We start from the raw sequence: 24,323 nt of genomic DNA, 5'->3' as shown, positions 1-24,323 counted from the left end.
CTGGATGGCCTGACGCCTAGGCAAGCACATCAGTCACAACACGGCCATGCACATCGGTCAATCGGAAATCACGCCCTGCGTATTGGTACGTCAACTTGGTGTGATCGACTCCCATGATGTGCAACATCGTGGCGTGCAGGTCGTGCATGTGGACACGGTTTTCGCGAGCGTAATAGCCGAATTCGTCGGTGTTGCCATAGGCAAATCCTGATTTCACGCCCCCGCCAGAAAGGACGACACTAAACCCCTGTGGGTTGTGATCGCGTCCGTTGCTGCCTTGCACCACTGGTGTCCTGCCGAATTCACCGCCCCAGACAATCAGCGTGTCGTCCCACAGTCCGCGACGCTTCAGGTCGTTGATCAGTGCGGTGATTGGTCGATCGGTCGCCAAAGCATTTTTTTCGTGGCCGACTTTCAGATTGCCGTGCTGGTCCCAAACCTGTCCGCTGGATACGGTGATGAATCGCACACCGGCTTCGGCCAATCGCCGCGCAAGCAAGCAGCTGCGTCCGAATTGATCCGTCGTTTTTTCTCCAAGCCCGTATTCCTTTTGAACGGACGCGGTCTCACGTTCGAGGTCAAACACCTCCGGCGCCGCCGTTCGCATTCGCTTCGCCAAATCAACTGCAGCAATCGCGCCTTCAATTTCGCGATCAGGTCCACCGCGTTGAAGGTGTTGCTGATTCAGGCCTTGCAGCAATTGGAAACGGCGGTCCAGCGTTTCCGTTTCCAGTGAACCGGTCAGATAAGGAATCTTTGCGCTACCAGGTTTTCCATTGCTTCCGATTGCTGTCGCTTGATGGAGTGCTGGCAAAAATGCGGCACCGTAGTTCCGTGGTCCGCCGTGGGCGGTTGCTGGACCAATTGCGATATGCGCTGGCAAGTCTGGATGTCCGCTTCCGAGCGCATAGCTGACCCAAGCACCGACGCTCGGTCGAACAAAATTATCGCTCCCAGTGTTGATCATCCCAACCGCTTGACCGTGTGATTGCCCACGGGTGTGCATACTGCGAACAACACACAATGAATCGGCAACGCTAGCCATGTGTGGTAACAATTCACTGACCCACATACCGGATTGGCCATGCTTCGCAAACTTCCAAGGGCCATTCATCAACTTTGGTTTGGCACTGATATTCGGCGGAAGTTCGAAGGGCAAGTCTTTGCCGTCATACTTGGCAAGCTCCGGCTTGTAATCGAAAGTGTCGACATGACTGGGACCACCATGCATGAATAGAAAGATTACCCGTTTTGCCCGCGGCGCCGGATGCTGATCTTCTTGTCCGGCGATTGCCGATGCGTGACTGAACTGCGGTGTCATCGCCGAAACAGTGAGTGCGCCTAGACCAAAGGAAGCTTGGGCGAGCAGCGATCGCCGATCCAAATTAAGTGGCCGCTGTGAGTTCATCGTTTCGTGATCCACGGTTTATGATTCGATTCGTTTTCGCAGGGGTGGTGCAACGGATGCCCCCGCTCTGTTAATCCAACATCCGAAATTCAGTCGATGCGAAAAGCGCCGCAATGACGTTTCGCAACTGAATTCGCTGCTCCTCCACATCGTCTGACAATCCATCGCTCGCCAAGTAGTGTGTAAGCATCTCAAGATCGCCAGCGCTCGGTTCACGCGACAAGCAAACACGATACGCCTCGACCAGCATCTGGTCCCAATCGTTTGTGTCGGCGAGGATTCGGTCTGCGGTTCGATCTGCCCAGCCGATCACGGAGTCGCTGTTTAGCAAAACGAGTGTTTGTCCGGGAACGTTGGTCACCGGGCGTTTGCCGACCAACAAATCTGGATCTGCGATATCAAGTGCCGACAGCAACGGGTCGATGTTGCTGCGGATCACTGGCAGATAAATCGTACGAATCGGTTCATCAATCCCTGACGCGACCTCTTTGGTTGTCGCGTTGTTTTTGGTCACCAAGACGCCTTTGTCGGCGACCGGTTCCGTCCGTTCTTCATCGGAATAGACTCCGGCGGCGATCAACATCGTGTCACGTATTGATTCCGCCATCACTCGTTTTCGGTTGGCCCGCCACAGCAATCGGTTTTCAAGGTCAACAGTCGCCGCCGAGTCGGCATAGTCACTGCTACGCGAGTAGGTTTGGGACAGTACCAATTGCCGGATCATTGATTTCGATTTCCAGCCGCCACGCATCAGCTCGAGCGCCAACGCGTCCAGCAATTCTGGATGGGAAGGCCGCTCGCCTCGACTTCCGAAGTTGTCGACCGTCCGCACAATGCCTTCGCCAAAGACCGTTGCCCAAATTCGGTTGACCATCACACGCGCGACAATCGGATTGTCTGGGTCGGTCAGCCAATTTGCCAACTCCAAGCGACCGCTGCCCTCGGGCGATTTGATGCTCGCATCACCATCACAGCAGACTTGCAAGAAACCGCGTGGGACAACCTCGCCCGTATTGCGAACTTCGCCACGGATGTGAACCGGACAATCGGAAATTTCGTCCACAGGAAGATCTTCTGGACACATGCCGACCGGCAAAGACGGAGGCGGATCGGCTTTGAGGTCTTTGATCTGTTGATTGATCGATTCCACAAGTTGCTTTGCCGCAACGAGCCGAGCTTGCGATTCGTCAGTCTCTGTTTTTTCCGTCGCATCCTCGGCAATAAATTCGACCGCGTCCGCAATCACGTAGCCGCTAGTACCTTCGTTCCGAATCGTCACCACCGCATCTTGATCGGCTGCGAATAGAAACGTGCCCAAGGTTTCCCATGGCGCAGTGTCCTGCTTCGCTTGCTGCGAGATTCGCAGTTGCTGCGTTCCGGTCGAAGTCACAATCTCGATCGGAATGTCGATCGCACGATTACTCCCGGTATTGAATGCGAAGCGGACTTTGTACTGGCCTGGCTTCGGAAGCCTGCGACGGAACTCGATCTGACAATCGCCTTTATTGGCGTTGTTGTCGTGCACGTAACCTTTACCGACAAAGCCTTTGGAATAGGTCGAGTCGACCCATGTTCCAGTTTTCTTTGCATCGACATCATCCACCAAGATGCCAGCGTTCTGAGACCGGAGTTCGAGTTGCAGCGAAGCTTCGGCGTCTTTCAGTTGCTCTTCAAAATCCCTCAAGCTCTGGTTGTATTGCTCGACTTGCCGCAAGTGCTCGGCACTCGTTGGCAGTTTGACGCGATTGAAATCACTGACAAACTGCTGCGATTCGCCCTTCAGCGACAACGTGCTTTTGAAGATCCCGGCTAACGCGTAGTAGTCTTCCGTCGGAATCGGATCGAACTTGTGATCATGGCACCGCGCGCATCCAAGTGTCAGGCCCAAGAATGCGCGACCGACCGTATCAATCTGGTCATCAACAACGTCCATGATCAGCTTGGGCTTGTCACGCTCACTTAGCATTTTGGGTCCAAGCATCAGAAACGTCGTCGCGACCATGTTGTCATAGCGCTGCCGATCTGAATCGGCGTCCATTAAATCACCTGCGACGTGTTGACGAATCATTTCATCAAGCGGCCGATCTTGATCGAAGCTGTCGATTAAGTACTCGCGATATCGCCAAGCGTCATGGTAGGTCGCATTAAAATCACTGCCGTTGCTGTCGGCGTAGCGGGCGACGTCCATCCAGTGCCGGGCCCAGTGCTGCGCGAATGCCCGCGAGTCGATTAGCTGGTCAACGATCTCACGCCAAGTCGATTGGTCCGGGGAAGCGAGCCATTTCTGTCGAACGGATTCCGCCGGCGGCAAACCGGTCAGGTCGAACGCCAACCGTCGCAAACGGATCGCTGGCGACGCGATACCGTTGGGCGAGATGCCAGCGGCTGTTAAACCCGCGTTGATTTCACGATCAACCAAATCCGCGATCGGCGTCTCGCTGGCGTCCTGCCCCAATTGGCGAGGGCTTTGATTGAGCAAACTGTCATCAAGCGACCGGAATGCCCAGAACTCTCGCCCCTCCTGCAAGTCAATGTCATCGATCGGTTCGCGGGAAATCGCTTCGCCGCGGCGAGGATCGACTGCGCCCGCATTCACCCAGCTGACAAAATCTTGGATGACCACATCGGGAAGCTGACCATCGGGCGGCATTTCAGACGATTCGTACCGAAGTGCCGAGATCAGAACACTCGCATCGGCATCACCGGGCTGCACGGCGGGTCCACTATCCCCACCGGTTCGCATTTGGTCGGCAGAGTCCAGGGACAGTGATCCGGCGATCTGCTCGGCGTCTTCGCTGTGGCACTCAAAGCAGTGTTCGATCAGCACAGGCCGGATTTTTTGTTCGAAGAACTCGACCGTTCCAGGCTCAAAAGCGCAGGCCAAACTGCTGGCAAGCGTCCACAAAATGGTCGTTACCGGCAGCACAAACACAATTCGTCCGTCGAAATTTCGCATCGGAAGGTGGGACCTCGGCAAGCGGGGCGATGCAATACGGGGCGGGATTGGGGCGGCGAACCTCGTTAAAGACGGCTTAATGGCGTCCGGAGAATCAAAGCCCCCTAGAATTGTAGCAGGTCAAACGGCCCGAAGCGACTTCGACAAGCTGTGGTTGAGCGAGTTGGGGCAGAGCATTATTTTGTGTCGACCAAAAACGTAGACTTTGTCGAATCGGTCGTCATTGCGGTTGCCGATAACCCCGAAGAATGCACCAACTAGATCGGCCTCAGAGTTTCACGCATCGTTCATTTATGAAATATCGCCAACTCGATCGGATTTTGACCCTCGTTCCCGGCAAACAGATCGTTGCCGAGCGGACGCTGCGCGGCGATGAGGAGTATCTGAAGGACCATTTCCCGCGGTTTCCGGTGATGCCGGGCGTGATGATGCTCGAAGCCCTGCACCAGGCTGCGGTCTGGATGATCCGCAGTGGCGACGACTTTCAGACGCCAATCGTGTTGCTTCGTGAAACTCGAAACGTCAAATTCGGTGATTTTTTGGCGCCGGACCAGACATTAACGGTGACCGCTGAAGTAATCAAAGAAGCCGACGGCGTGTTCACTGTCAAAGCGACGGGACAAAAAGGAGACCGCACCACGGTCACCGCACGGCTAATTCTCGAGCGCTCGGGTAGCAACGAGCCGCCCGAGGTTGGTACAGACGAAGATGTAAAAAAGCGTGTTCGCAAGCAATTCACCAAACTGTTCGGTGATCACGTTTTAACCGATGGCGCTGCATGAACCACGCAATGTGATCAACGTGTCGCCAAATCAATCCACCCAATGATCCCTGTGGCAGGCCTTGTGGACAATCGCTCCACACCACTCGCTTTGCCACAGCACAACTTCCAAACCACTTTCCCTGCAAGGAAACATCAAGATGGCACTGACCGAAGAAGACATTTTCGCCAAAGTTAACGAAGCCCTTCAAGACGCGCTGGGTGTCGATGAAGACGAAGTTACCGAAGAAGCCACCTTGGTTGGCGACCTCGGCGCCGAATCGATCGACTTCTTGGATATCGTTTTCAAGTTGGAAAAAGCCTTCGACATCAATATTCCACGTGAAGAACTGTCTCCCGAAGACATCCTCACCAACAGCCAGTACGTCCAAGACGGCACCGTCACTGCGGAAGGTCTGGCTGAACTGGAACGTCGTATGCCTTGGGCAAACCTCGATAACTTCAAAGCAGACCCCAAAGTTCAAAACTTTGGCAACCTGCTGACCGTCGGCGATTTGTGCCGCTACGTCGCTACCAAAGTGAACGCCTAAATGCGTTGGTTTTGGGTCGATCGATTTACGGAATTCGTCAGCGGCTCACACGCGGCAGGCATCAAGAATGTCTGCCTCGATGCTGAGGTCGTTGACGAATACTGCCCCGGATACCCCATGCTGCCGCCAACCCTAATTATCGAAGGGATGGCACAGCTTGGCGGCATCATGGTGGCCGAAGCATTCGAATTTGATAAACGCGTCGTACTCGCAAAAGTCGGCAAGGCAAAGTTCCTTCGCCCAGCACTTAACGGCGATACGTTGCAATACCATGTCCAATTGGATGCCCTCCAAGACAATGGCGGCACGGTGACCTGCACCAGCCATTGTGATGGGGAGTTGCAAGCGGAAATCGAATTGATGTTCGCGTTCCTTGAGGACGGGACGATAGTGGAAGGCCCACTTTACGATCCCGACGACCTCAAGGCGATGCTGCAAATCATGAAGTTCTTCGTCGTAGCCATCGACAAAGACGGCAATCGCTTCCCAAAATACGCAAAATTGGAATCTGAGGACTAAGGCCCTCTGCGACCTTCCCCGATGTCCGGCGCTGATGCGCCGGCGTTGGCCAATCGGATTCCGTTTTTCGTCACCGGAGATCGGCTCGTCAGCCCCGTACTTCGCCAGCACTTCCATGCTCAGTACCCTGACCGCAACGCGATTCACCTTTCGCAGCGTCTCCTCACTAAACTCTCATAGTCGCCCAACCATCTCCCACTAGGTCGCACCGCTATGGACCGTCGTCGCGTCGTTGTCACTGGCATCGGAATGATCAACCCGATGGGTCATGATGCCCAGACCGTTTGGCAAGGCCTGCAGGCTGGAAAAAGCGGTGTGGGATACACCACGCTGTTCGACGCCAGCGGTTTCCCAACCAAGATCAGCGCCGAAGTCAAAGACTGGACGCTGACCGATGACGATCACCCGCTCGGCGGCACCGCTCAATTGGGACGCCACACCAAGTTCGCAATTGGTGCTGCGACACAGGCGATGAAAGACAGCGGCGTGATGGAAGTCATCGACAACCCCGTCCGCTTTGGGATCTACCTGGGCAGCGGCGAGGGCAATCAGGACTTCAACACGTTCAGCAAGATGATGACAGCGGCGATCGCCGATGGCGAATTCGACGCTTCGAAGTTCATCGCCCGCGGCTTGGAACTGCTCGACCCTGCAAAAGAACTCGAGCAAGAACCGAACATGCCTGCCGCTCACCTGGCGACGATGTTCAACGCCCAAGGCCCTAACCTGAACTGCTTGACCGCCTGTGCCGCGAGCAGCCAAGCGGTCGGCGAAGCCACCGAAATCATCCGTCGCGGTGACGCCGACGTGATGCTGGCCGGTGGAACCCATAGCATGATCCACCCCTTCGGTGTGACTGGATTCAACTTGCTGACCGCATTGAGCGAAAGCAACGACGAACCCACCAAAGCAAGTCGCCCGTTCGATCGCCTTCGCAACGGATTCGTCCTCGGCGAAGGCTCCGCCATGGTCGTCTTGGAAGAACTCGAGAGCGCCAAACGTCGTGGCGCGACGATCTACGGCGAAATTGCCGGCTACGGTACCACAGCCGATGCGTACCGAATCACCGACATCCCGCCAGACGGACACGGCGGTATCGCAGCCATGCGGATGTCGATCGCCGATGCAGGCCTGACCCCAGCCGACATCCGTTACGTCAACGCTCACGGAACCAGCACGCAAGTCAACGACAAAGTCGAAACATTGGCTTGCAAACAAGTTTTTGGCGACAACGCTGCCAAGGTTCCCGTCAGCAGCACGAAGAGCATGATGGGTCACCTGATCGCCGCCGCGGGAGTGACCGAGATGATTGTCTGCCTGCTGGCAATGCGTGACAGCGTACTGCCACCGACAATCAATTACGAAAACCCCGACCCGCTTTGCGATTTGGACTACGTCCCTAACGAAGCCCGTTCGGCCGATATCCCGTACGCACTCAACAATAGCTTTGGGTTCGGTGGCCAAAACGTGACGCTGTGCCTCGCCCGAGACATCGCGTAGAACCAAGCTCGCAAACTGACGAGACCCCATGCCAGACTTTTCCGATGCCGAACTGACCGCGTTCCTTGACGAAGCCTTGTGCAGCGAACGGTCTTCGGAGTTGGAATCGCAGTTACGTCACGACGAGGGCCTTCGCAATCGTTTGGTCCAAGTCAGTGGCCGTGAATCCGCAGGCCTGCACACGCTCGCCGCGATCTGGCAGCGCAAACGACTGTCCTGCCCATCGCGAGAAGAACTCGGGCAACATCTGCTCGGGATCCTTTCCGACGACCAGGCGGGCTACATCGACTTTCACCTACAAACCATCGGGTGCCGGTACTGCGCCGCAAACCTGGAAGACCTGCAGTCGGCCTCCGCGGAAGCCGATCGGGGGGCCGTCCGCCGCCGCAAATACTTCCAAACCAGCGCTGGTTACCTGCGAAAACCCTAACCCCCCGGCACCACATCAGCGACTATTTCGATGATTGGTGCAAAAACGGCTGTTTTATCACCGCAAAATGACTCGATAACCTTGCGGATTCAGTCGTGAGGTCGTATCCTTCGCGACCTTCCAAAGACGAACACGACGGTATTTCCACCCTCGGAAATACGTTATTCCAATTCAACTGCTCCCCGAGGAAACCTACCATGACGCTCGATCGTAGCCTAAAGGTACGTGCCGGGGCGATCAAGACGCGAAACGTGCTGACCCGTGCGGAGCGGATCGCCCAGTTGCAACGGCAAGAAAAGTTCAACGAATCCGAAGACGTGCTCGGAATGCCGAAGACACGCGTGCTGAAGGTTTCGCTGAAGAAGAAGAAGAAGGTCAAGAAAGCCGAAGACGAAAAGAAAAAGAAGTAGTCTGCTTGATCGTTGCCGAAATTCTCGATCGCCTTTCGTGTTCGCGGAAGGCGATTTTTTTATGGCTGATGGGTCCAATAGCATGCCGCGTCGGTTAGCGCCACACGGCCAAGCAATCCCTTCAAGACAGGCCACACGAGCACTACCAACGCCCCCGCGGCGCGGCTGCTCTGCCATTCGCGGATCTTCCCCAGTGGTTCCAAAACGTGCGTTTTAGGCACAATTGAAGTGCGACTCAGACACGTCGCGGGTGGGAATCAGTTTGTGTCTCGCGACACACTGACGCGGTCTCCCCCACAAGATTGGCCTCACATTCAAATCCTGGATTAGCATACAACTCGATCCAGGTTTTGCGACCTTCGCAACCTCTTCTCCCTTCAATCGTGCCGAGACCATGCCGTCCAGTGATGCCTCCCCGCGTTCACGCACTCGTGCAACCCATCGAAACATGATCGAATCATCCACCGAAGCGAGTCCAGTCACCGTTGCCCCCGAATCCGATGTGGCGGCGGACGCTGCCGCTGAAGAAACAACACAAACGCCCGGCGGCCGACTAGCAACTCCCGAAAAGACTCGCCCAACGCGGGTGATGTGGGAATATGTCGCTGTCCTTTCGCTCGTCCACTTGATCGCGGCGCTGGCATTCGTGCCCCAGCTATTCACCTGGTCTGGATTGGTGATCGCGATTGGCGGGCACTTTTTCTTTGGGATGCTCGGCATCACGATCGGATACCATCGGTTGCTTACACACCGTGGTTTCAGCTGCCCCAAATGGCTGGAACATACGTTCGCGATTCTTGGCATGTGCAACCTTCAGGATTCGCCCGCACGCTGGGTTGCGATTCACCGGATGCACCACCAACACAGCGACAAAGAAGAGGATCCGCACTCGCCGCTGGTCAGCTTCTTGTGGGGACATGTCGGTTGGGTCGTGATTCGCCACCGTGACTTTGATCGGACCAGTCACTACGAACGCTATGTGCGTGACCTGCTTCGTGACCCGTTTTACCTGCGTCTCGAACGGCGCGGCGGCTGGTTCATGGTTTACATCGCACATGCCATCGCAATGACTTTGATCGGTGCGTTGGTCGGTTACCTTGTCGGTGGCGGCAGTGAAGCGATGCGTTACGCGGCAAGCTATTTCGTTTGGGGCGTTGCTGTCCGCACCGTGTTTGTATTGCACGGCACCTGGGCCGTGAACTCGATCGCCCACGTGTTCGGATACCGCAACTACGAAACACGTGACGCCAGCCGCAATAACTGGTTAGTCGCGTTGTTCTCGCACGGTGAAGGTTGGCACAACAACCACCACGCCGAACCGCGTGCCGCGGCGCACGGACACCGCTGGTGGGAGTTCGACATGTCATGGCGAATCATCCGGATGATGGAAATCGTCGGACTCGCCAAAGACGTCGTGCGTCCCAAGTCGATGCGATAGCACAGTCGACGCGATAGACTGGATCTCGATCACCGGGCGGGTATTGGTGTTTCTCGACAACATTGATCCGCCAGCGTGGGTGCCAGTTCTTGTCAAAGGTTTGCTTGCCATTGCGTGCATCCGCGGTCGGTGTAGATTCACCGAAAATTCCTCCAGCGCGGGCACGACGAAAGAACCAAGGTGCGCACCCTACGACGACTTAACTCAGCATTCGGATTCCAAACGTCCGCCAAGTGGATCATCTTGGCGACCGTCGTTGGTGTTTCGTCTGGGGTCGCCGCGATTGCGTTTGATGTTCTCGGTCAGCTGATCATTCGCATGACGCTGATCCAGATTGCTGGATACTCTCCCCCCGAAGCACTGGGCGAGTTTTCGCGTTTTGAAAGCGTCTTGGGTGGTCCCGCGGCGACGTTTTCGCCCTGGTGGATCGTGCTGATCATGACCGCAGGCGGGCTGGCGAGCGGCGTGCTGGTCTACAGCCTGGCCCCCGAAGCGGCGGGCGCAGGAACCGACGCGGCGTTGGATGCGTTTCACAATCGCCAAGGCCGCATCCAAGCTCGCATCCCGTTTGTCAAAACACTCGCGTCCGCGATCACTCTCGGTACCGGCGGATCGGGCGGCCGTGAAGGCCCGATCGCTCAAATCTCTGCCGGCTTCGCATCGGCACTCAGCAACAAGCTAAATCTTTCCAACCGAGAACGACGAATCCTCTTGGCCGCCGGAATGGGCGCCGGCGTCGGAGCGATCTTCCGTGCACCTTTGGCCGGAGCTATCTTCGCGGGCGAAATCCTGTATAGCGACGCGGACTTAGAAGCAGACGTGATCCTGCCGTCTTCTGCCGCTGCGGTGATCGCGTACAGCATCTACACGCAATCGCTCCCCGCCGAATCGCGTTTTGTGCCGCTCTTCGGCGACGACCTCCAGCACGTCTTCAACACTCCGGTCGAGTTACTCCCTTACGCGGTGCTGGCGATCGTGCTCACGTTCGTCGCGACAGGTTACGTCGGTGTTTTGCGAGGTACACGGAACCTGTTCGAGCGGTTGCCAATCCTGCCACACTTTCGACCGGCGATCGGCGCGGGCCTCGCCGGACTGACCGCAATCGGTCTGCTCTACGCTTTTCGCGGCGACACTCGAGTACTTGGTGTGCTGGGCACCGGCTACGGCTCATTGCAAACCGCAGTAACGGCGGCGACGCAGATGGGCATCCCACTGCTGTTGACCATCGCCGTCGGAAAAGCTCTGACCGCTGCCCTGACAATCTCGTCGGGAGGGGCAGGCGGTATCTTTGGTCCATCGATGGTGATCGGGGGCTGTATCGGGGCAGCGATCGGGCTGACATTTCAAGCGATCGTCCCCGACTTGGTCAGCGAACCGGAGGCCTTCGCCGTCGTAGGCATGGCCGGATTCTTTTCAGGCGTCGCGCGTGCACCGATCTCGACCATCATCATGGTACGTGCCTTGACCGGAGACTACGGACTGCTGCTGCCGACCATGCTGGTCTCGACGCTTACGTTTTTCACCTGCCGACGATTCCGCCTGTACGAGAAACAGGTTCCAACTCGGATGGACTCACGTGCTCACCGCGGTGATTTCATCGTCGATGTCCTCGAAGGCCTGCGGGTCGAAGACATCTATCGCAAAGATCAACACCTGGTCCTGATTTCCGAAGGCATGACGCTAGATGACATCGTCCATGGCTTGGCCTACACCAATCAACATTACTTCCCCGTGATCGATGCCGACGACAACATGATCGGCATCTTTAGCGACGAAGATGTTCGGGCCTATCTTTACGACGACACGCTGTGGACCTTGGTCAATGCGAAAGACGTCATGATCAGTGACTTCATCGCCGTCGCGCCGAAGGACAACCTCAATACCGCTCTGAAACGGTTCACCTCATTGAACCTGGACGAACTGCCGGTGATCGATCCAGAAAAACCGGGCAAACTGCTCGGCATGCTCCGCCGCAAAGAAACCATCGATGCCTACAATCGCCGGCTCGTCGACTTGAAACGCTACGAGACGGAACACTAAACCTCAACGCTCTATTGATCAGGCATCGCGAATTTCGATTTGCTCACGAATGTGCCTCTCGACGCGTTCGAACATCTCACGAAACTCGCCATAGCGAGCGATCAGTTTTTGGTACCCGCCACCGGGCTCCCCCGTCATTCGACGTGAGCGTTGCTTATATCGGTACCCCGTTCGATCGGGATCGGAGTACATCATCTCGGCGAAGCGTCGGTAGCGAAGGATTTGGCGATAGCCACTGTAGGACGCGTTGACCTGTTCGTGATTGGCACGCTCAAGTACATCGAGCCTGTCGATTGTCTTGAGCCATTTCACAACGTTCTTCAACGAAAACCGCTCACGCAATTGGAGCCGTACCGTGGAAGGCTTTTCGAAACCTGGAATCAACGTGCGCAGCAATGCAAGCTCAATCAGATCGGTCAAATGCCAAATCTTCTGTCGATTGGTTTGCGATTCCAGCAATTCTTTTTCGCGACACAGATACATCGTTTGAAACCAAGTTTGAAACAATGAGTCTTCACCACCAAGCAATTCGGTTTCCGGCCACGAAAGGTCGTCGGTGTATCCGTTGTCAGAACTATAAAAACTGATGAAGCGTTTTAGAAACAACGTTTGAACCAACGCCCAGGAATGGTTCGCATCCAAGTCAGTAATCAACATGTAGCGATAGTGCGAGCGCCAGACGAATTCCATCCATACGTCATCAGGTGAGTCCTCGGAGTTGCTTTGATTGATCCACAACAGCTCCGCAGCCCGCTTGTTTGCACTTGCCGAAATCCCAAGCATTTCGACGTACGTTTTCGAACGCTTGTTCGCGTCCACGAAGCGATCAAATTGCTTGACCTCATCGGCAACTTCGCATGCCAACTTATCGAAGTGCGGCGGAATAATCGTTTCGGATTGGTTGGACGAACTGCCGATCTTCTGCTCACCAATCGCGCCATCACCCGATTTCAGCTTGACCGCCATGCGGCGTTTTATCTGATCACATTCCAGTTGCTTGGCCTGGATTTCGATATTGTGAGGGAACGCGGCGAAAGCAATGATCGAAGCCCAGTCGTGTCTTCCAACGGCATCACCGCGTTCGGCACTTAACGCGAACAATTCCCTGCGTGCCTCCCAAAGCCCCACCCGCGGATCGGCACCATTTAGCAGTTGACGATAGATGCTATCCGCAAACACAACCGATCCGCTTTTGGTCAACGGAAACTGAGACCCGATCACCAACGGGATACCGGCTTCGTGGACATGAAACGCGACACTTGCCCCAGGCTTTGCGACATCGATCCCTTTGTTGCCCGAATCACACACGGCCAACGTCACTGACAAAGGACGAACGTTCTTGTTATTGACGCCCATCCTTGGGTCGTCAATCAGCTTGCCACTCAGCAATAGCCCCAGACGCTTGCCGTCGACTGGGTCGTGCTCACCGGATGACGGGTTCTTCAACGCGACGCCGAAGCTTTCCGACTGAAACGGCAATCGACATCCGTGGGCCAATACATGAATGTGTGTAAACGCACGATTCTGATCAATCGCGTCACGGATCGTATCATTGATCTCTTTCACCGATGCGTCCGCCAACAGCACAAGGTACTCATCGAGCGACTCACGGTTGAAGTCGATCGGAGGCGCCTCGTCGTTGACATTGCCGGTGGTGAAATCATACGCAATCCAAGGTTCAAGCAATCGCCTGAGCAGCGCATAGTGAGACTCCAAAGGGACACTTCCGCCAGCCTCAGACGCGATCATCAGCACACGCGGTTTGGCGTCCCACTTGAACATTTCGCAGCGAACGTTGCGACTGCGCCGGGTGATGCACACTGGAAATTCAGTTTGCAGACTGAGCGGACCGCCCGATCCGGGAAAGCCTGGGGGCGCATTGGACAACTCGAAAGGCACCAGTGAAAGCTCGCTCGCACTCGATGCGATGCTTAAGTGCACCAGCGCTTCGGCGCTCGAGTCACGATACCCCAATTCGGAAATCAGCCCTGGGACATCCGCCAACATTCCTGCGACCAAACTGGCTGCCTCGTGCATTTGGATACGACGTGTTTCTTCGCTATCGCGATAGCGTAGCGTCCGAAGTTGCACGACAAGGGACTCGTGTTCGATCGGGAAATTCAAGGTGGTATTGGGATGGTCGCCACAGAGCGCCAAGTAATTCGTCAGCGGAGACAAAAGTTGATTGTGTGGCGGTCCATGACGCAACAATTGCAACTCGACGGTGCGGACTCGTTTGCCTTTCATGATGTTCCTTCGATGCGATTGCACTATGCGATGACGGCCTGGTTCGACTCACCTGCCAATTCCGGATCAACCAAGTTGCCTTGCTCATCCACCTCTTTCAAACTCAGTTCGCAGCCCGCATAGCCGGTCTGCATCACAGCGACCGTGCATTCGTTTCGAAACCAGCGTGACTGCTGAAGAGCATTGCGATCTCTCTGACGCAACAGGTCATATAGCTCGCCGAATCGATCGTCATTTTGCAGCGTGGCATGATCGACAGACATCAATCCCGCCCATGTCCCGGTGTTGATGTACCAACCGAGCGTTTTGCCACTTGTCGGTGAACGACGCTGTGCAAATCGTCGTGCATGGGTGTGACCGGCGAACACGACGTCGTAACTCCCTTTGACCATTTTCAATAGGTCTTCATCGCTCGACGACAGTTGGGCAAGCTTGTTGACTGCAGCGTATGGGTGCAGTGCCGAACGAAGTGCTCGCAGCTGAAACTTGCGTTTGGATTGATCGACTTGGTCACCAACCCAGTTGCCTGCCTTGTCGATCCACGAAATCCCTTCGTTGGCCAAGTCTGTCGCAGAATTACTTAGGCGTGAGATCCATTCACCAACGCCCAACGTGCCTTCCCAGTCGCCGTAGATCAGATCGTCTGGCGACAAATTCGGATTGCGAACATACTCGGTCGCACGACGTTCGATCGCCAAGCGATCGGGCTTTGCCGACGGCCCAACATCTGCCCCCGAACTCAAAAAACGAAGTTCCGACGCCGGGCGACGCAAGTCGTTGACAATACTCGCAGCCTTCATCTCGGCGAGTTGCTGCGCTAGCGAAAGGTATTGCGGGGCAAGCGTGACGATCGCCGAAACAGCCGCCTCGTCGGGCTTCAACAAATCCACAAACGGCAGATTTCGTTTGACCTTGTTGACCGCGTCGACGACAAAGGCGGCGCCAGCACTTGGACACCATGCGTCGCTGAATGCCGACTCGTTGTGGATTCGAAGCTCATAGTTGATTCGGCGGAGCTCATCGAATCTCGTGAAGTTATTCCCATCGGTTTCGTTTCCATGCGCGGCCAACGCCTTCGCATTTCCAACTTGAAACCGGTAACCGCAACCATCAAAAATGGTTTCAATTCGACTTCTCCGAAGCGGGTCGTTGTTTGCCAACATCCCCGTCAGAGTTTCAGTCACCTCGGTCAACGCGAGCTCTAAATCGTGGTTGCCGAGGACGATCGTTAGCTGTGCCCCGTCGCACGATAAGAAACGCCTAAGCCCGTTGAGGACGGGCTCGAAAGCCTGGCGTCCAAAGAGCTCACGCAACCAATCCTTTGCACGTGCGGGGTTCCAACAGCGTGCGCCAGGTTCGGCTAAGAAATCGACGAAGTCGCCGTTGATTAGCAGCAGCGTCGGATTTTCGTAGCAGATGTCACGGGAGATGTTCTCGCAAAAACGCTCGAAGCGTTCTCCGGCCGAGAACATTTGGAACCCATCTTCGCCGCCAAGATGTAAATCACTGACTACAAAAGCACGCTGAAAATCCGAGCCCACACCACACCCCCGCAAGGCATCTGACAACAACCATTCGGTGCAATCATAATCAGCCGTTCATGCGGAGGGATCGGCTCCCACCAGTTATGCGATGAAAACGCGGAACTTTAACGCACGTCCCACCACCAGCGATCAATTACAAGCGGTTTTCGATCTGCCGCCGTTCGGTAGTCCGTCAACGAGGCATACGTGATCACATCGGGTGAAATCGTATTGGCTGGAGAGATATCGACGCCCCACTTGCCAAGATGATGTGGTGCCTTTGCGAGCCTTTGCGAACGGTGTGCTTGGTCGCGATCGACGCTACTTGCCTTGGCGTGTGAAGCAGCCATTCGACCGCATCTTCGTCACTCGCAATTCCGGCAAACAACTCTTGATGCTGCGTGCCGTATCGGCAGACCAACTGCGCTGCTGCGGCAGCATGATAAAGCGATTCCAACGCACCATAGATTGGATAAGCATCGCGGATTCGCGTCCAGTTGCGATTGAAGTCGTCAACAAACATGGTGCTGCGTGGATCGGCAATCACATCCCCACGATTTCCATTGGCCAACGCACGTTGGTTTTCACGGCTTAACTTGATCGGGGTACCACTGAGTTCAAAAACATGCTGGTCCGGATCACAACGGACTCGCATCGCTTCGTTCGTAAACCAAAGACGCAGCAACAAATCGCTGGGCGGCCCTTGATCGATCAACGCGTCAACAGCGTCGAGGTAGTTTTTGGCCCCGTCGGGCATCGGAAACTCGCCGAGCGCAAGTTGCTTCATGTGGCGATCTGCTTCGACCATCAGCAAGGCAACCGCGTTGTCCGCCGCCGACCCAAACACTTCGACCCGCTGCATACCTAATGCAGTTGCCAAATCGTCCGCGGCCTTCCCGATTGGACGCTTCCCCGTTTGAATTTCACTTGCCACACGCATCGCGTTTTCCATCCCGGTCGGGGTAGGATCGATCGTGCAACCGAAGGGTTCGTTGCCAATCGCGGCAGCAAAGCTGCGAGCCAAGAAATCGTATCGCAGTGGTGTGCGACCAGTTCGCCGATCAACAAACCAGCCCTCGTTCTGCTCGATTCCGCCAACCGATGCCGCAAGCAAAACGTCGTCCTCGGTCAACACGACATACTGGACATTGGAAAGGCCAGCCATATTCACAATCGCATCGCCGAGATCCTGGCCGAGCAATCGTCGCTGCAAAACTGTGTCTCGCAATCTTCGCAACGAAACACAACGCATCCCCGATGGCAAACGCCAGTCACGCTGAACGCCAGTATCCGATGACGCCAGCAACGTTTTCAGGTCTCCCCAAGTGCCCGCAAAAGCATCTGTGGACTCCACCGGCGATTCGACCAACGTCCCATTGGGATCGACGAACACACCCTGGGGATAAGGCGCCATGGTGCTGTTTCCGCCAAGTGCCTCCCATGTATCAGGCACCACCGTGGTTTCGATCAATTGCATCAATGTGGTGAAGTCAGCCATGGAGCTACCGCCGCGGGCATGCCCGGCCTGATCGACGACGCTTTGCCTTACGTCAGCCGATGCAACACCACGCAACGTCTGCGATGCGGCCGACGTCTCACCAATCGATGCCTGACGCGCGGCAACCTGCCCAAGCAACGAATCACGTGCGCTAGTGCCGGAAACAGTTTTCAACACCGTCGACTTGGCCACGGCGAATTCACCTGTCTCGATCGCCTGCTGCGTCCGTCGGTCTACATTCTGTAAGCCCTGAGCTGCAACACTGCTCACAAGTGCATTGCTTCCCAAAACGCTTACGAGTGCGACGGATACGCAAAGGAACACCGGGACGCCAAAACTCCATGATCGGACTTGTCTCATCGGACGGTGTCTCCAAAAGAAAGGTGGTGTGGCGGACGAGAGAGAAGTAGAAAATTTTGTGCCAAACCGATTTTATCGCTTCACCAATTCGGCGCGGCACCGAGTGTTGCAAAATACTGCGGCACAAGCTGTATCACTTTGCCTCAATCCGAACCCACTCTCCGTCCAGCCTTCGTTCCTGCGGGACGAAGCGATCCTTGTAATTCAAATGTGAATTGTCGGCGACATACAGCCCCAAGTAGACGTATCGACGCCGCGTTTCGAGAGCCCGGCGAAATTGAGACAAGATCGCCAAGGTCCCGATCGAATATCTGGCGTGATCTGGATCAAAGTAGGTGTACACCGCGTTGAGAGAATCGGTGGCAACATCGGTGATCGCGATACCGATCAATTCGCCTTCACGTCGAAAAGCGATCTCCCATGTCTCAACACTCGTGGAGACTAAAAATTCGTGGTAGTCGGCCAGCGTGCTGGGCCCGCGTTCGGTCAGGCCGCGTTCGAGACGATGTCGATTAAAAAGCGTTAGCCGCTCTTCATTCAACAACGGTTGCCCCCAGGAAACGTCCAGCTCTTTATCGCTTCGATTAAGAATGCGTCGCATCGACGCGGACGGCCGAAACTCGTTCACGTTCACGCGAACGGGAATACAAGCGTCACAGGTCGGGCAGCTGGTTCGATAGAAAAATGGCCCTGTGCGACGGTACCCAAACGCCAACAGCTCGTCCAAATCGTTTGGGCGAATGCGCGTCACCGGATGCTCCAGCGGCATTCGCGCGGTTAACCCATCTCGATAAGGACAATCCTGTGTCTGGTCATAGACGACCAACATCGGTAAACGAGCAGGCTTTCGCGGAGCCGTGCCGGACGAGGCGATCGCGGCTGATTCGGGCGTAGCGGATGTCTTCCGATCCATAAAAAAACTGGCCAACCAAGGGTAACCTTCGTTGACCAGTCTAGAGCTCTCGAGGTGAAAAAGCGAATCAGTCCCACCACCACTGGCCATCTGCCAAATCAGCAGGCCCGGCGGATTGCTTGATCGCATCATTCTTGCCTTCGTGGTCAACGACCAAGTTTTCCGAGGTCAACGCTTTACGAGGCTGCATTTGGACGCCGCCACCGAGTGGGGTCATCAGCGTGTTGCCACGCCAAATCGCGTTGACAGCCGTTTCGACTTGCTCTGGTGCGGTGTAGGTCTGAACCGCAACCGTGTCTTCGCTACCCAACGCGGGCATTGCCCAGCCGGATTGGCCGTAGAAATCTTGTTCTTGGATGTAGGCGGCGGCGATCGAGATGTCCATCAGCTGACGGAGTTCTGCATAGATTCGAACGCGTTCGGCGATCAGCGGGAATTTCTCGGTGAAGTCTTCACAGAAGGCTTGGCTGGCTTTGTTGACTCGCTTGGTGATCGTGCGGTTGCCGCCAGCAACGCGTTCGTTCTCGCCGACCAACTGAACGCCACGCTCGTTAATTTTCATCGCCAAACCGTCTTCGCTGACCGAGATTCCGTCATAGCGAGGCTGGAAGTACCAACGTTCCATGGCATTGGCAGCGACGGTGGCTGGATTAGCCCGATCAACATAGCTTTTCACGGGGACCGGCAAACGCTCCAGACCGATACCGATCAACTTCATGCGGTAATCCGCCTCGACCAACACGCGTGCGAAGTGAGTGTCGTTCGGGATGCCATTGATCGAAACAGTCTGCAATCCAAGGTTATTTTTCAGTCCTTGAGCCAGTTGCTGTGCGTCGCTTGGACGAACACGGCCGCGGACCGAAGCGAGGAACTGCTGCATTCGCTGCAGGCCTTCGGCGGTCGGGTCGATCGACACACTAATGACACCCGTCGGTTGTCCGCTGGGGGCGAATGCACGCAAAGCGGTCACGAGATCTTCGAGCAACACTGTTGGCTTGCCACTGTCGATTCCGACAAATCGCTCGGTCGGATCGGCGACAAAACCTTCGGCAGGTCCCGCCAACACGATGTCTTGGGTTTCGGGATAGTAGAACACGTACTGAACACTGGTCAGTCCCGCGAGCGCTTTCAGGTCGTCACTCAACTCGCCTTTGGTGGCAAGCTGTTCTTGAGCCACTTTTTCCAATCGCTGCAACGAAACCTTTCGCAACTCGCTGGTTCGCATCAAGTCATTGTCGCGTTGCTGGCGGGCTGCCATCAAACGCTGACGCGCGACGCGAGGATCAAAGGTTCGGACTTTCAAGACGCCCTTGGCATCGATGTCGACACCCGCGATGGGCTGGCCAAAATCAAAGGTGGTGCCGCCACCGTTGTCCTGTGCCATCAAGGCCGAAGGGAACGAAAGCAACAAAACGGCCAAGGCGATGGGAATGGCGCGGAAAGGACGATTCATCGGGAAAACCAATTTCAAGGTCGCGACCAGAAGATTCGGAGCGTCGGAAGGATGAGATACAGGAGTGTGACAGTAATTAGTCACCTGCCTCCGAGCAAGAAACAAGCCAAAATCGGCCCAGAATGCGCGCGAAAGCCTGCGGGAAATCGGGGTCGAGCGAGTTTTTTGCCGCTGTGGGGGCAGTCGGTGAAACCGGAGACGGGGTGCGATCGCAACGGATCGGCAGATTTGCACACATGCAAACCCCGTACCGCACCTAATTTAAGTGTAGCTCTCCACTAGTGACCGAGTCCCCGGCTTTCGGTTTTTTTACCACGCCGTAGAATCTCCAACCTACAAACACTTCACACCTCAATGCCTGAAGAGCACAAAAATGAGCGGCGATTGCGATTTTGGATTAATTGGCTTGGCAGTTATGGGCGAGAATCTGGCCCTCAACGTCGAGAGTCGTGGATACAAGGTCGCTGTGTACAACCGAACCACCAGCAAGGTAGACGAGCTGATCAACGGTCGTGCGGCTGGCAAAAACTTCGTCGGCACCCACTCGATCGAGGAGTTTGTCAAATCCGTCAAACGCCCTCGCAAATTGATGATGCTGGTCAAAGCAGGTCCCGCCGTTGACGCAATCATCGAACAATTGCTGCCGTTCTGCGAACCGGGCGACATCATCATCGACGGTGGAAACGAATACTTTGAGCACACCGAGCGCCGCGTCAAGCAGGTCGAAGAAGCCGGTTTGTTGTACGTCGGCTGTGGCGTCAGTGGTGGCGAAGAAGGCGCACTGAAAGGCCCGAGCTTGATGCCGGGTGGTAGTGCTGACGCCTGGCCGCACATCAAAGAAATGTTTCAGTCGATCGCCGCCAAAGTCGGCCCGAACAACGACATTCCCTGCTGCGAGTGGCTCGGCAGCGGTGGCGCCGGCAACTACGTCAAAATGGTGCACAACGGCATCGAATACGGCGACATGCAGCTGATCTGTGAAGCATACCAATTGCTTCACGAACTCGGCGGATTGACCAACGAGGAACTTTACGACGTCTTCGAATCCTGGAACGAAGGCGAACTGCAAAGCTACCTGATCGAAATCACCCGCGACATTTTCAGCGTCAAAGACGACCAAGGCGGCAGCGATTTCTTGGTCGACAAAATCCTGGACGTCGCTGGCGCCAAGGGCACCGGGAAGTGGATGAGCCAACTTGCTTTGGACCTCGGCGTCCCCAGCACCCTGGTCACCACCGCTGTCTTCGCTCGTGGACTGTCCGCGCAAAAGGAAGCTCGTGTCCGCGCCAGCGAAAAATTGAACGGCCCCTCCGAATCGTCGAACCCCGAACTTCAAGCGGTCGCCAAAGCACTGATCGGCAACAAAGCCGAATTCATCGAGGCTGTTCGCCAAGCACTCTACGCTTCCAAGATCGTTTCTTACGCTCAAGGTTTCGTGCAATTGCAAGCCGCATCCGCAGAACACGGCTGGGGTCTCGACTACGGTGCGGCTGCGTTGCTGTGGCGTGGCGGCTGCATCATCCGTGCTCAGTTCCTCGATCGCATCAAGGAAGCGTTCGATAACGAGCCAAACTTGGAAAACCTGCTGCTCGACAAGTACTTCGAAGACGCTGTCGAGAACTGCCAAGAGAAATGGCGCAAAGTCGTTGCGTTGGCGTCGGTCATGGGCATCCCCGTTCCCGCGTTCAGCACCGCGTTGTGCTACTACGATGGGTACCGCTTGGCTCGCTTGCCCGCCAACTTGCTGCAAGCCCAACGTGATTACTTCGGTGCACACACTTATCAACGCACCGATAAGGAAGGGACGTTCCACACCGAATGGTTGGACCTTCGCAAAGAGCCCAAGGCTTAGTCACTCCATTGTGATTGGTGACGGGGCGACTGCCCCGTCATATCGGGGCACGCGAAAGACGCCCTGCCACCATCATGGTAGAATCGCCACGGCGAGATCATCTCGCCAGCTTTCTTCGATTCCCTGAGGTTCTATTCTGTGGCGTTCACCTACGTTTGCCCTTTTTGCCCGCTTGGCTGCGATGACCTACCTTGGGGCGGCAACGGTGATTGGGCACAGATCGCGGAATGTGAACGAGCCTCCGCCGAACTGGCCTCATTCAAACACGGCACCGTCGCTCGCCTGCACGATCGACTGATCGATGATCAATCACTTGTGGTCGATGATTTTCTCAGGAGGTTGAAACTGCCCGCTGTGCCGATTCTTTCGGTCAACCAACCGACGATCGAAGAATCCAAACGCTTGGTCGATTGGCTGGTCCAGTCACGCATTCGACTTTCATCAGCGGAACGCGATCCAAGCGAACGCGCCTTTGCAAACACGATTGGTCGAGACGGGAATGTAACCGCAACACTCGGTGACGTTTACCGACACGCCAAATCGATCTGGGTCCTCGGCGATCCGGATGAGACTTTCCCCCGGCTCAACAAGCAGCTCGATCGATTGAAAGCGACCGTCGTGCGCTCTCGCCAAATCGACTCGTTGTACCTGTCACGTCTTTCCGAGCCAGCGGATTGGTTATTGCGTGACTACGTCGGCATCATTGTGGCAAGCAACGCGTTCGCCGAAAGTGAAGAAACGATCGCGGCAGATCTTTTGTCTCGGCTGATTGCGAAACTAAACGCCCCCCTGGACGACCGCAGAATGCGTCGGGCGGTCGCGATCCGACTATCTTCAGACGAAAACTTGTCCTCAGTGATGCGATGGACCACCAATCACTCACTCGACCGATACAGCACCGACCTTGCCGCGCACATTCAAGTCGGTTCTCCCCGCCGAGCCGATTTCTCGGCACGACCTCCAGTCAAACTTCAAATCGGCGGAATCGATTTCGGTCCCGACGCCGCGGACGCATACCTTCCTGCGGGACAACCGGGCATCGATTTGGCTGGCACCACAATTCGCCTGGACGGTTCGGTCACGCTACCGCTCACGCGACAGGTAGAAACACACTTACCAAGTCGCGGCACATTGCTAGGCCAAGTGATCGCGAGCCTTTCTGCTGATTCCGCTTCCCCGATTGAAACCGGGAACAAACGATAGTGATCTGGTTGAGGTCGTCTTGTTTCGCCTGCGCCGATCGTACTGAAACTAGCAGTCGCATTGATCATGGATGCGATGTGTTTGATACGAATCATCATGGAAGGGTCGCTGGCGGACCGTCTGACTGCAGGACGGTTTCTTGAGCGGGGTGAAGAATCACGTTGTAGAGTTGTGATGGATCGGAGTTCTTAACTCGTGGTCAAAACAGGATGCATTGTGCGGTCTGTAGCGAGCGAGTCGAAAACAACGGTCGACGGCGCGGTGCGTCTTGGGACTGTAAACCGCGTTGCACCTTTCGATCTCAATGAGAGCGTGAATCCTGGTGTGTCGCCTGATCGAGACAAAGGCGGTAACAATCATCGAGGATTCGTGCATGGACGTTTCCAGTTCGTCGATATGACAGGTGTTCGATTAACCCTCGAATCGATGCTCAACTGACGCCTCTCCCTCCCAACGTCGGTTGGAATCACGTTGCTTTAGAGCACCGACGTCTGCCGTCCTGATCCTTAAGCTGACCTTGTTCAAGACACCCCTTGTCAAGCCAGTGGGCAGACGTCGTTGCTCGGCACGTGATGACTACCGCGACCCCGCGACCTGTTTCGTCATCCTCCTCCTTTGACGGACGAACGGTCGTGAACTCCCGAGGGCGTTTGGTGTGAGCGCAACCCTCTCAGACTCTCCAGCGCCACTTCCTTATTTGGAGGCACCATGGCCAAGAAAGACACCTTCCGTGTCGTGACACGTTCACGAGACGGGTCGTTGATGATTTCCGATTACCCATCGATCGATCCGCTAATGGTCTCGCACCAGCAGATCGGGATTGACGATTGCAGCACCGATCTTGCGTTGCGTGGGATGCCCGTGTTCCGTGGCCTGATCGGCCCGATGCCGGAAGGCAAGAACATCGTCCGCTATGAAACCCCCGAGGTCTTCGAGGTGTTGACGAAGGAGTGGATGAACGCGAAACCACGCAAACGCCGCCGCCGCACCGCAGCCCAAATCGCCGAAGAAGCCGCCCTGGCACTCGAGCTGGAAGCGCAAGCCGCCCGAGTCTAGTCGCACAAGGTCCATCGTCGCCGCACCGTTCGGATCGGCGAAGCGACCAATCGATACCAGAGCCGTGAACCTCCTAGCGGGGGTTCTCGGCTTTTGCGTTGGTGACTTGTCGGATTTGTGGTCCTTTTGCCAAACTGTGGGCATCGCCGAGGCAATCATGCCGCTGTGCCTCTAGGCGATTTTTGCCAGGGCCCTCCTTTCCGACA

Annotated in this window: 18 protein-coding genes; 11 read left to right on the top strand and 7 right to left on the bottom strand. The window is 55.9% G+C overall.

Features of this window, described 5'->3' with window-relative positions:
- Window positions 1-16: 16 nt before the first annotated feature.
- Both CGZ80_RS00150 and CGZ80_RS00145 read right to left on the bottom strand, forming a co-directional pair.
- A complete protein-coding gene (locus CGZ80_RS00150) occupies window positions 17-1,408 on the bottom strand; it encodes a DUF1501 domain-containing protein (RefSeq protein ID WP_094410875.1) in 1,392 nt (463 codons plus the stop codon).
- 70 nt (window positions 1,409-1,478) lie between these two features.
- Window positions 1,479-4,364 carry a DUF1553 domain-containing protein gene (locus tag CGZ80_RS00145; RefSeq protein WP_233148140.1) on the bottom strand — a complete coding sequence of 962 codons (2,886 nt, stop codon included), beginning with the start codon at window positions 4,362-4,364 and terminating at the stop codon, window positions 1,479-1,481.
- A gap of 293 nt (window positions 4,365-4,657) precedes the next feature.
- Between CGZ80_RS00145 and CGZ80_RS00140 the strand changes: the two genes are divergently transcribed.
- The 8 genes from CGZ80_RS00140 (at window position 4,658) to CGZ80_RS00105 (ending at window position 12,012) form a co-directional block, all read left to right on the top strand.
- Window positions 4,658-5,146 carry a 3-hydroxyacyl-ACP dehydratase FabZ family protein gene (locus CGZ80_RS00140; RefSeq protein WP_094410752.1) on the top strand — a complete coding sequence of 163 codons (489 nt, stop codon included), beginning with the start codon at window positions 4,658-4,660 and terminating at the stop codon, window positions 5,144-5,146.
- Window positions 5,147-5,285: 139 nt separating this feature from the next.
- A complete protein-coding gene (locus tag CGZ80_RS00135) occupies window positions 5,286-5,675 on the top strand; it encodes an acyl carrier protein (protein ID WP_094410873.1) in 390 nt (129 codons plus the stop codon).
- Entirely contained in the window at window positions 5,676-6,194 is a 519-nt protein-coding gene (locus tag CGZ80_RS00130) for a 3-hydroxyacyl-ACP dehydratase FabZ family protein (protein WP_094410751.1), read from the top strand.
- A 213-nt stretch (window positions 6,195-6,407) separates the two neighbouring features.
- Window positions 6,408-7,694 carry a beta-ketoacyl-[acyl-carrier-protein] synthase family protein gene (locus CGZ80_RS00125; RefSeq protein ID WP_094410750.1) on the top strand — a complete coding sequence of 429 codons (1,287 nt, stop codon included), beginning with the start codon at window positions 6,408-6,410 and terminating at the stop codon, window positions 7,692-7,694.
- 28 nt (window positions 7,695-7,722) lie between these two features.
- Window positions 7,723-8,124, top strand: a complete 402-nt coding sequence (locus CGZ80_RS00120) for a hypothetical protein (protein ID WP_094410749.1) — start codon at window positions 7,723-7,725, stop codon at window positions 8,122-8,124.
- A 197-nt stretch (window positions 8,125-8,321) separates the two neighbouring features.
- A complete protein-coding gene (locus CGZ80_RS00115; protein ID WP_094410748.1) occupies window positions 8,322-8,534 on the top strand; it encodes a small basic protein in 213 nt (70 codons plus the stop codon).
- Between the two features lie 448 nt (window positions 8,535-8,982).
- Window positions 8,983-9,972, top strand: coding sequence for an acyl-CoA desaturase (locus tag CGZ80_RS00110; protein ID WP_094410747.1), 990 nt, complete (start codon window positions 8,983-8,985; stop codon window positions 9,970-9,972).
- Window positions 9,973-10,152: 180 nt separating this feature from the next.
- Window positions 10,153-12,012, top strand: coding sequence for a chloride channel protein (locus CGZ80_RS00105; protein ID WP_094410746.1), 1,860 nt, complete (start codon window positions 10,153-10,155; stop codon window positions 12,010-12,012).
- Between the two features lie 18 nt (window positions 12,013-12,030).
- Here CGZ80_RS00105 and CGZ80_RS00100 read toward each other — a convergent pair whose 3' ends face one another.
- From CGZ80_RS00100 to CGZ80_RS00080, 5 genes are all read right to left on the bottom strand, one after another.
- Window positions 12,031-14,259 carry a CHAT domain-containing protein gene (locus tag CGZ80_RS00100; RefSeq protein ID WP_103296558.1) on the bottom strand — a complete coding sequence of 743 codons (2,229 nt, stop codon included), beginning with the start codon at window positions 14,257-14,259 and terminating at the stop codon, window positions 12,031-12,033.
- Between the two features lie 23 nt (window positions 14,260-14,282).
- Window positions 14,283-15,800, bottom strand: coding sequence for a metallophosphoesterase (locus CGZ80_RS00095; RefSeq protein WP_094410744.1), 1,518 nt, complete (start codon window positions 15,798-15,800; stop codon window positions 14,283-14,285).
- 193 nt (window positions 15,801-15,993) lie between these two features.
- Window positions 15,994-17,640, bottom strand: coding sequence for a DUF1598 domain-containing protein (locus CGZ80_RS00090; protein WP_094410743.1), 1,647 nt, complete (start codon window positions 17,638-17,640; stop codon window positions 15,994-15,996).
- Window positions 17,641-17,773: 133 nt separating this feature from the next.
- Window positions 17,774-18,685, bottom strand: a complete 912-nt coding sequence (locus tag CGZ80_RS00085; protein ID WP_094410742.1) for an arginyltransferase — start codon at window positions 18,683-18,685, stop codon at window positions 17,774-17,776.
- Complete coding sequence (locus CGZ80_RS00080) at window positions 18,621-20,006, bottom strand: DUF1598 domain-containing protein (protein ID WP_094410741.1); 1,386 nt, start codon at window positions 20,004-20,006, stop codon at window positions 18,621-18,623. The genes CGZ80_RS00085 and CGZ80_RS00080 overlap by 65 nt, the downstream gene beginning before the upstream one ends.
- A gap of 373 nt (window positions 20,007-20,379) precedes the next feature.
- On the opposite strand from CGZ80_RS00080, the gene gnd reads away from it, so the two are divergent.
- From gnd to CGZ80_RS00060, 3 genes are all read left to right on the top strand, one after another.
- Window positions 20,380-21,858 carry a decarboxylating NADP(+)-dependent phosphogluconate dehydrogenase gene (gene gnd, locus CGZ80_RS00075; RefSeq protein WP_094410740.1) on the top strand — a complete coding sequence of 493 codons (1,479 nt, stop codon included), beginning with the start codon at window positions 20,380-20,382 and terminating at the stop codon, window positions 21,856-21,858.
- Between the two features lie 138 nt (window positions 21,859-21,996).
- Window positions 21,997-23,061: a hypothetical protein gene (locus CGZ80_RS00070; protein ID WP_094410739.1), complete on the top strand. Its 1,065-nt coding sequence runs from the start codon at window positions 21,997-21,999 to the stop codon at window positions 23,059-23,061.
- Between the two features lie 708 nt (window positions 23,062-23,769).
- Window positions 23,770-24,117, top strand: coding sequence for a hypothetical protein (locus CGZ80_RS00060; RefSeq protein ID WP_094410737.1), 348 nt, complete (start codon window positions 23,770-23,772; stop codon window positions 24,115-24,117).
- The last annotated feature ends 206 nt before the right edge of the window (window positions 24,118-24,323 follow it).

The organism is Rhodopirellula sp. MGV (assembly GCF_002251265.1).
Classification (GTDB): Bacteria; Planctomycetota; Planctomycetia; order Pirellulales; family Pirellulaceae; genus Stieleria; species Stieleria baltica_A.
The sequence above is the reverse complement of the archived record's forward strand: the minus strand, read 5'-3'. Positions and strand labels throughout refer to the sequence as shown.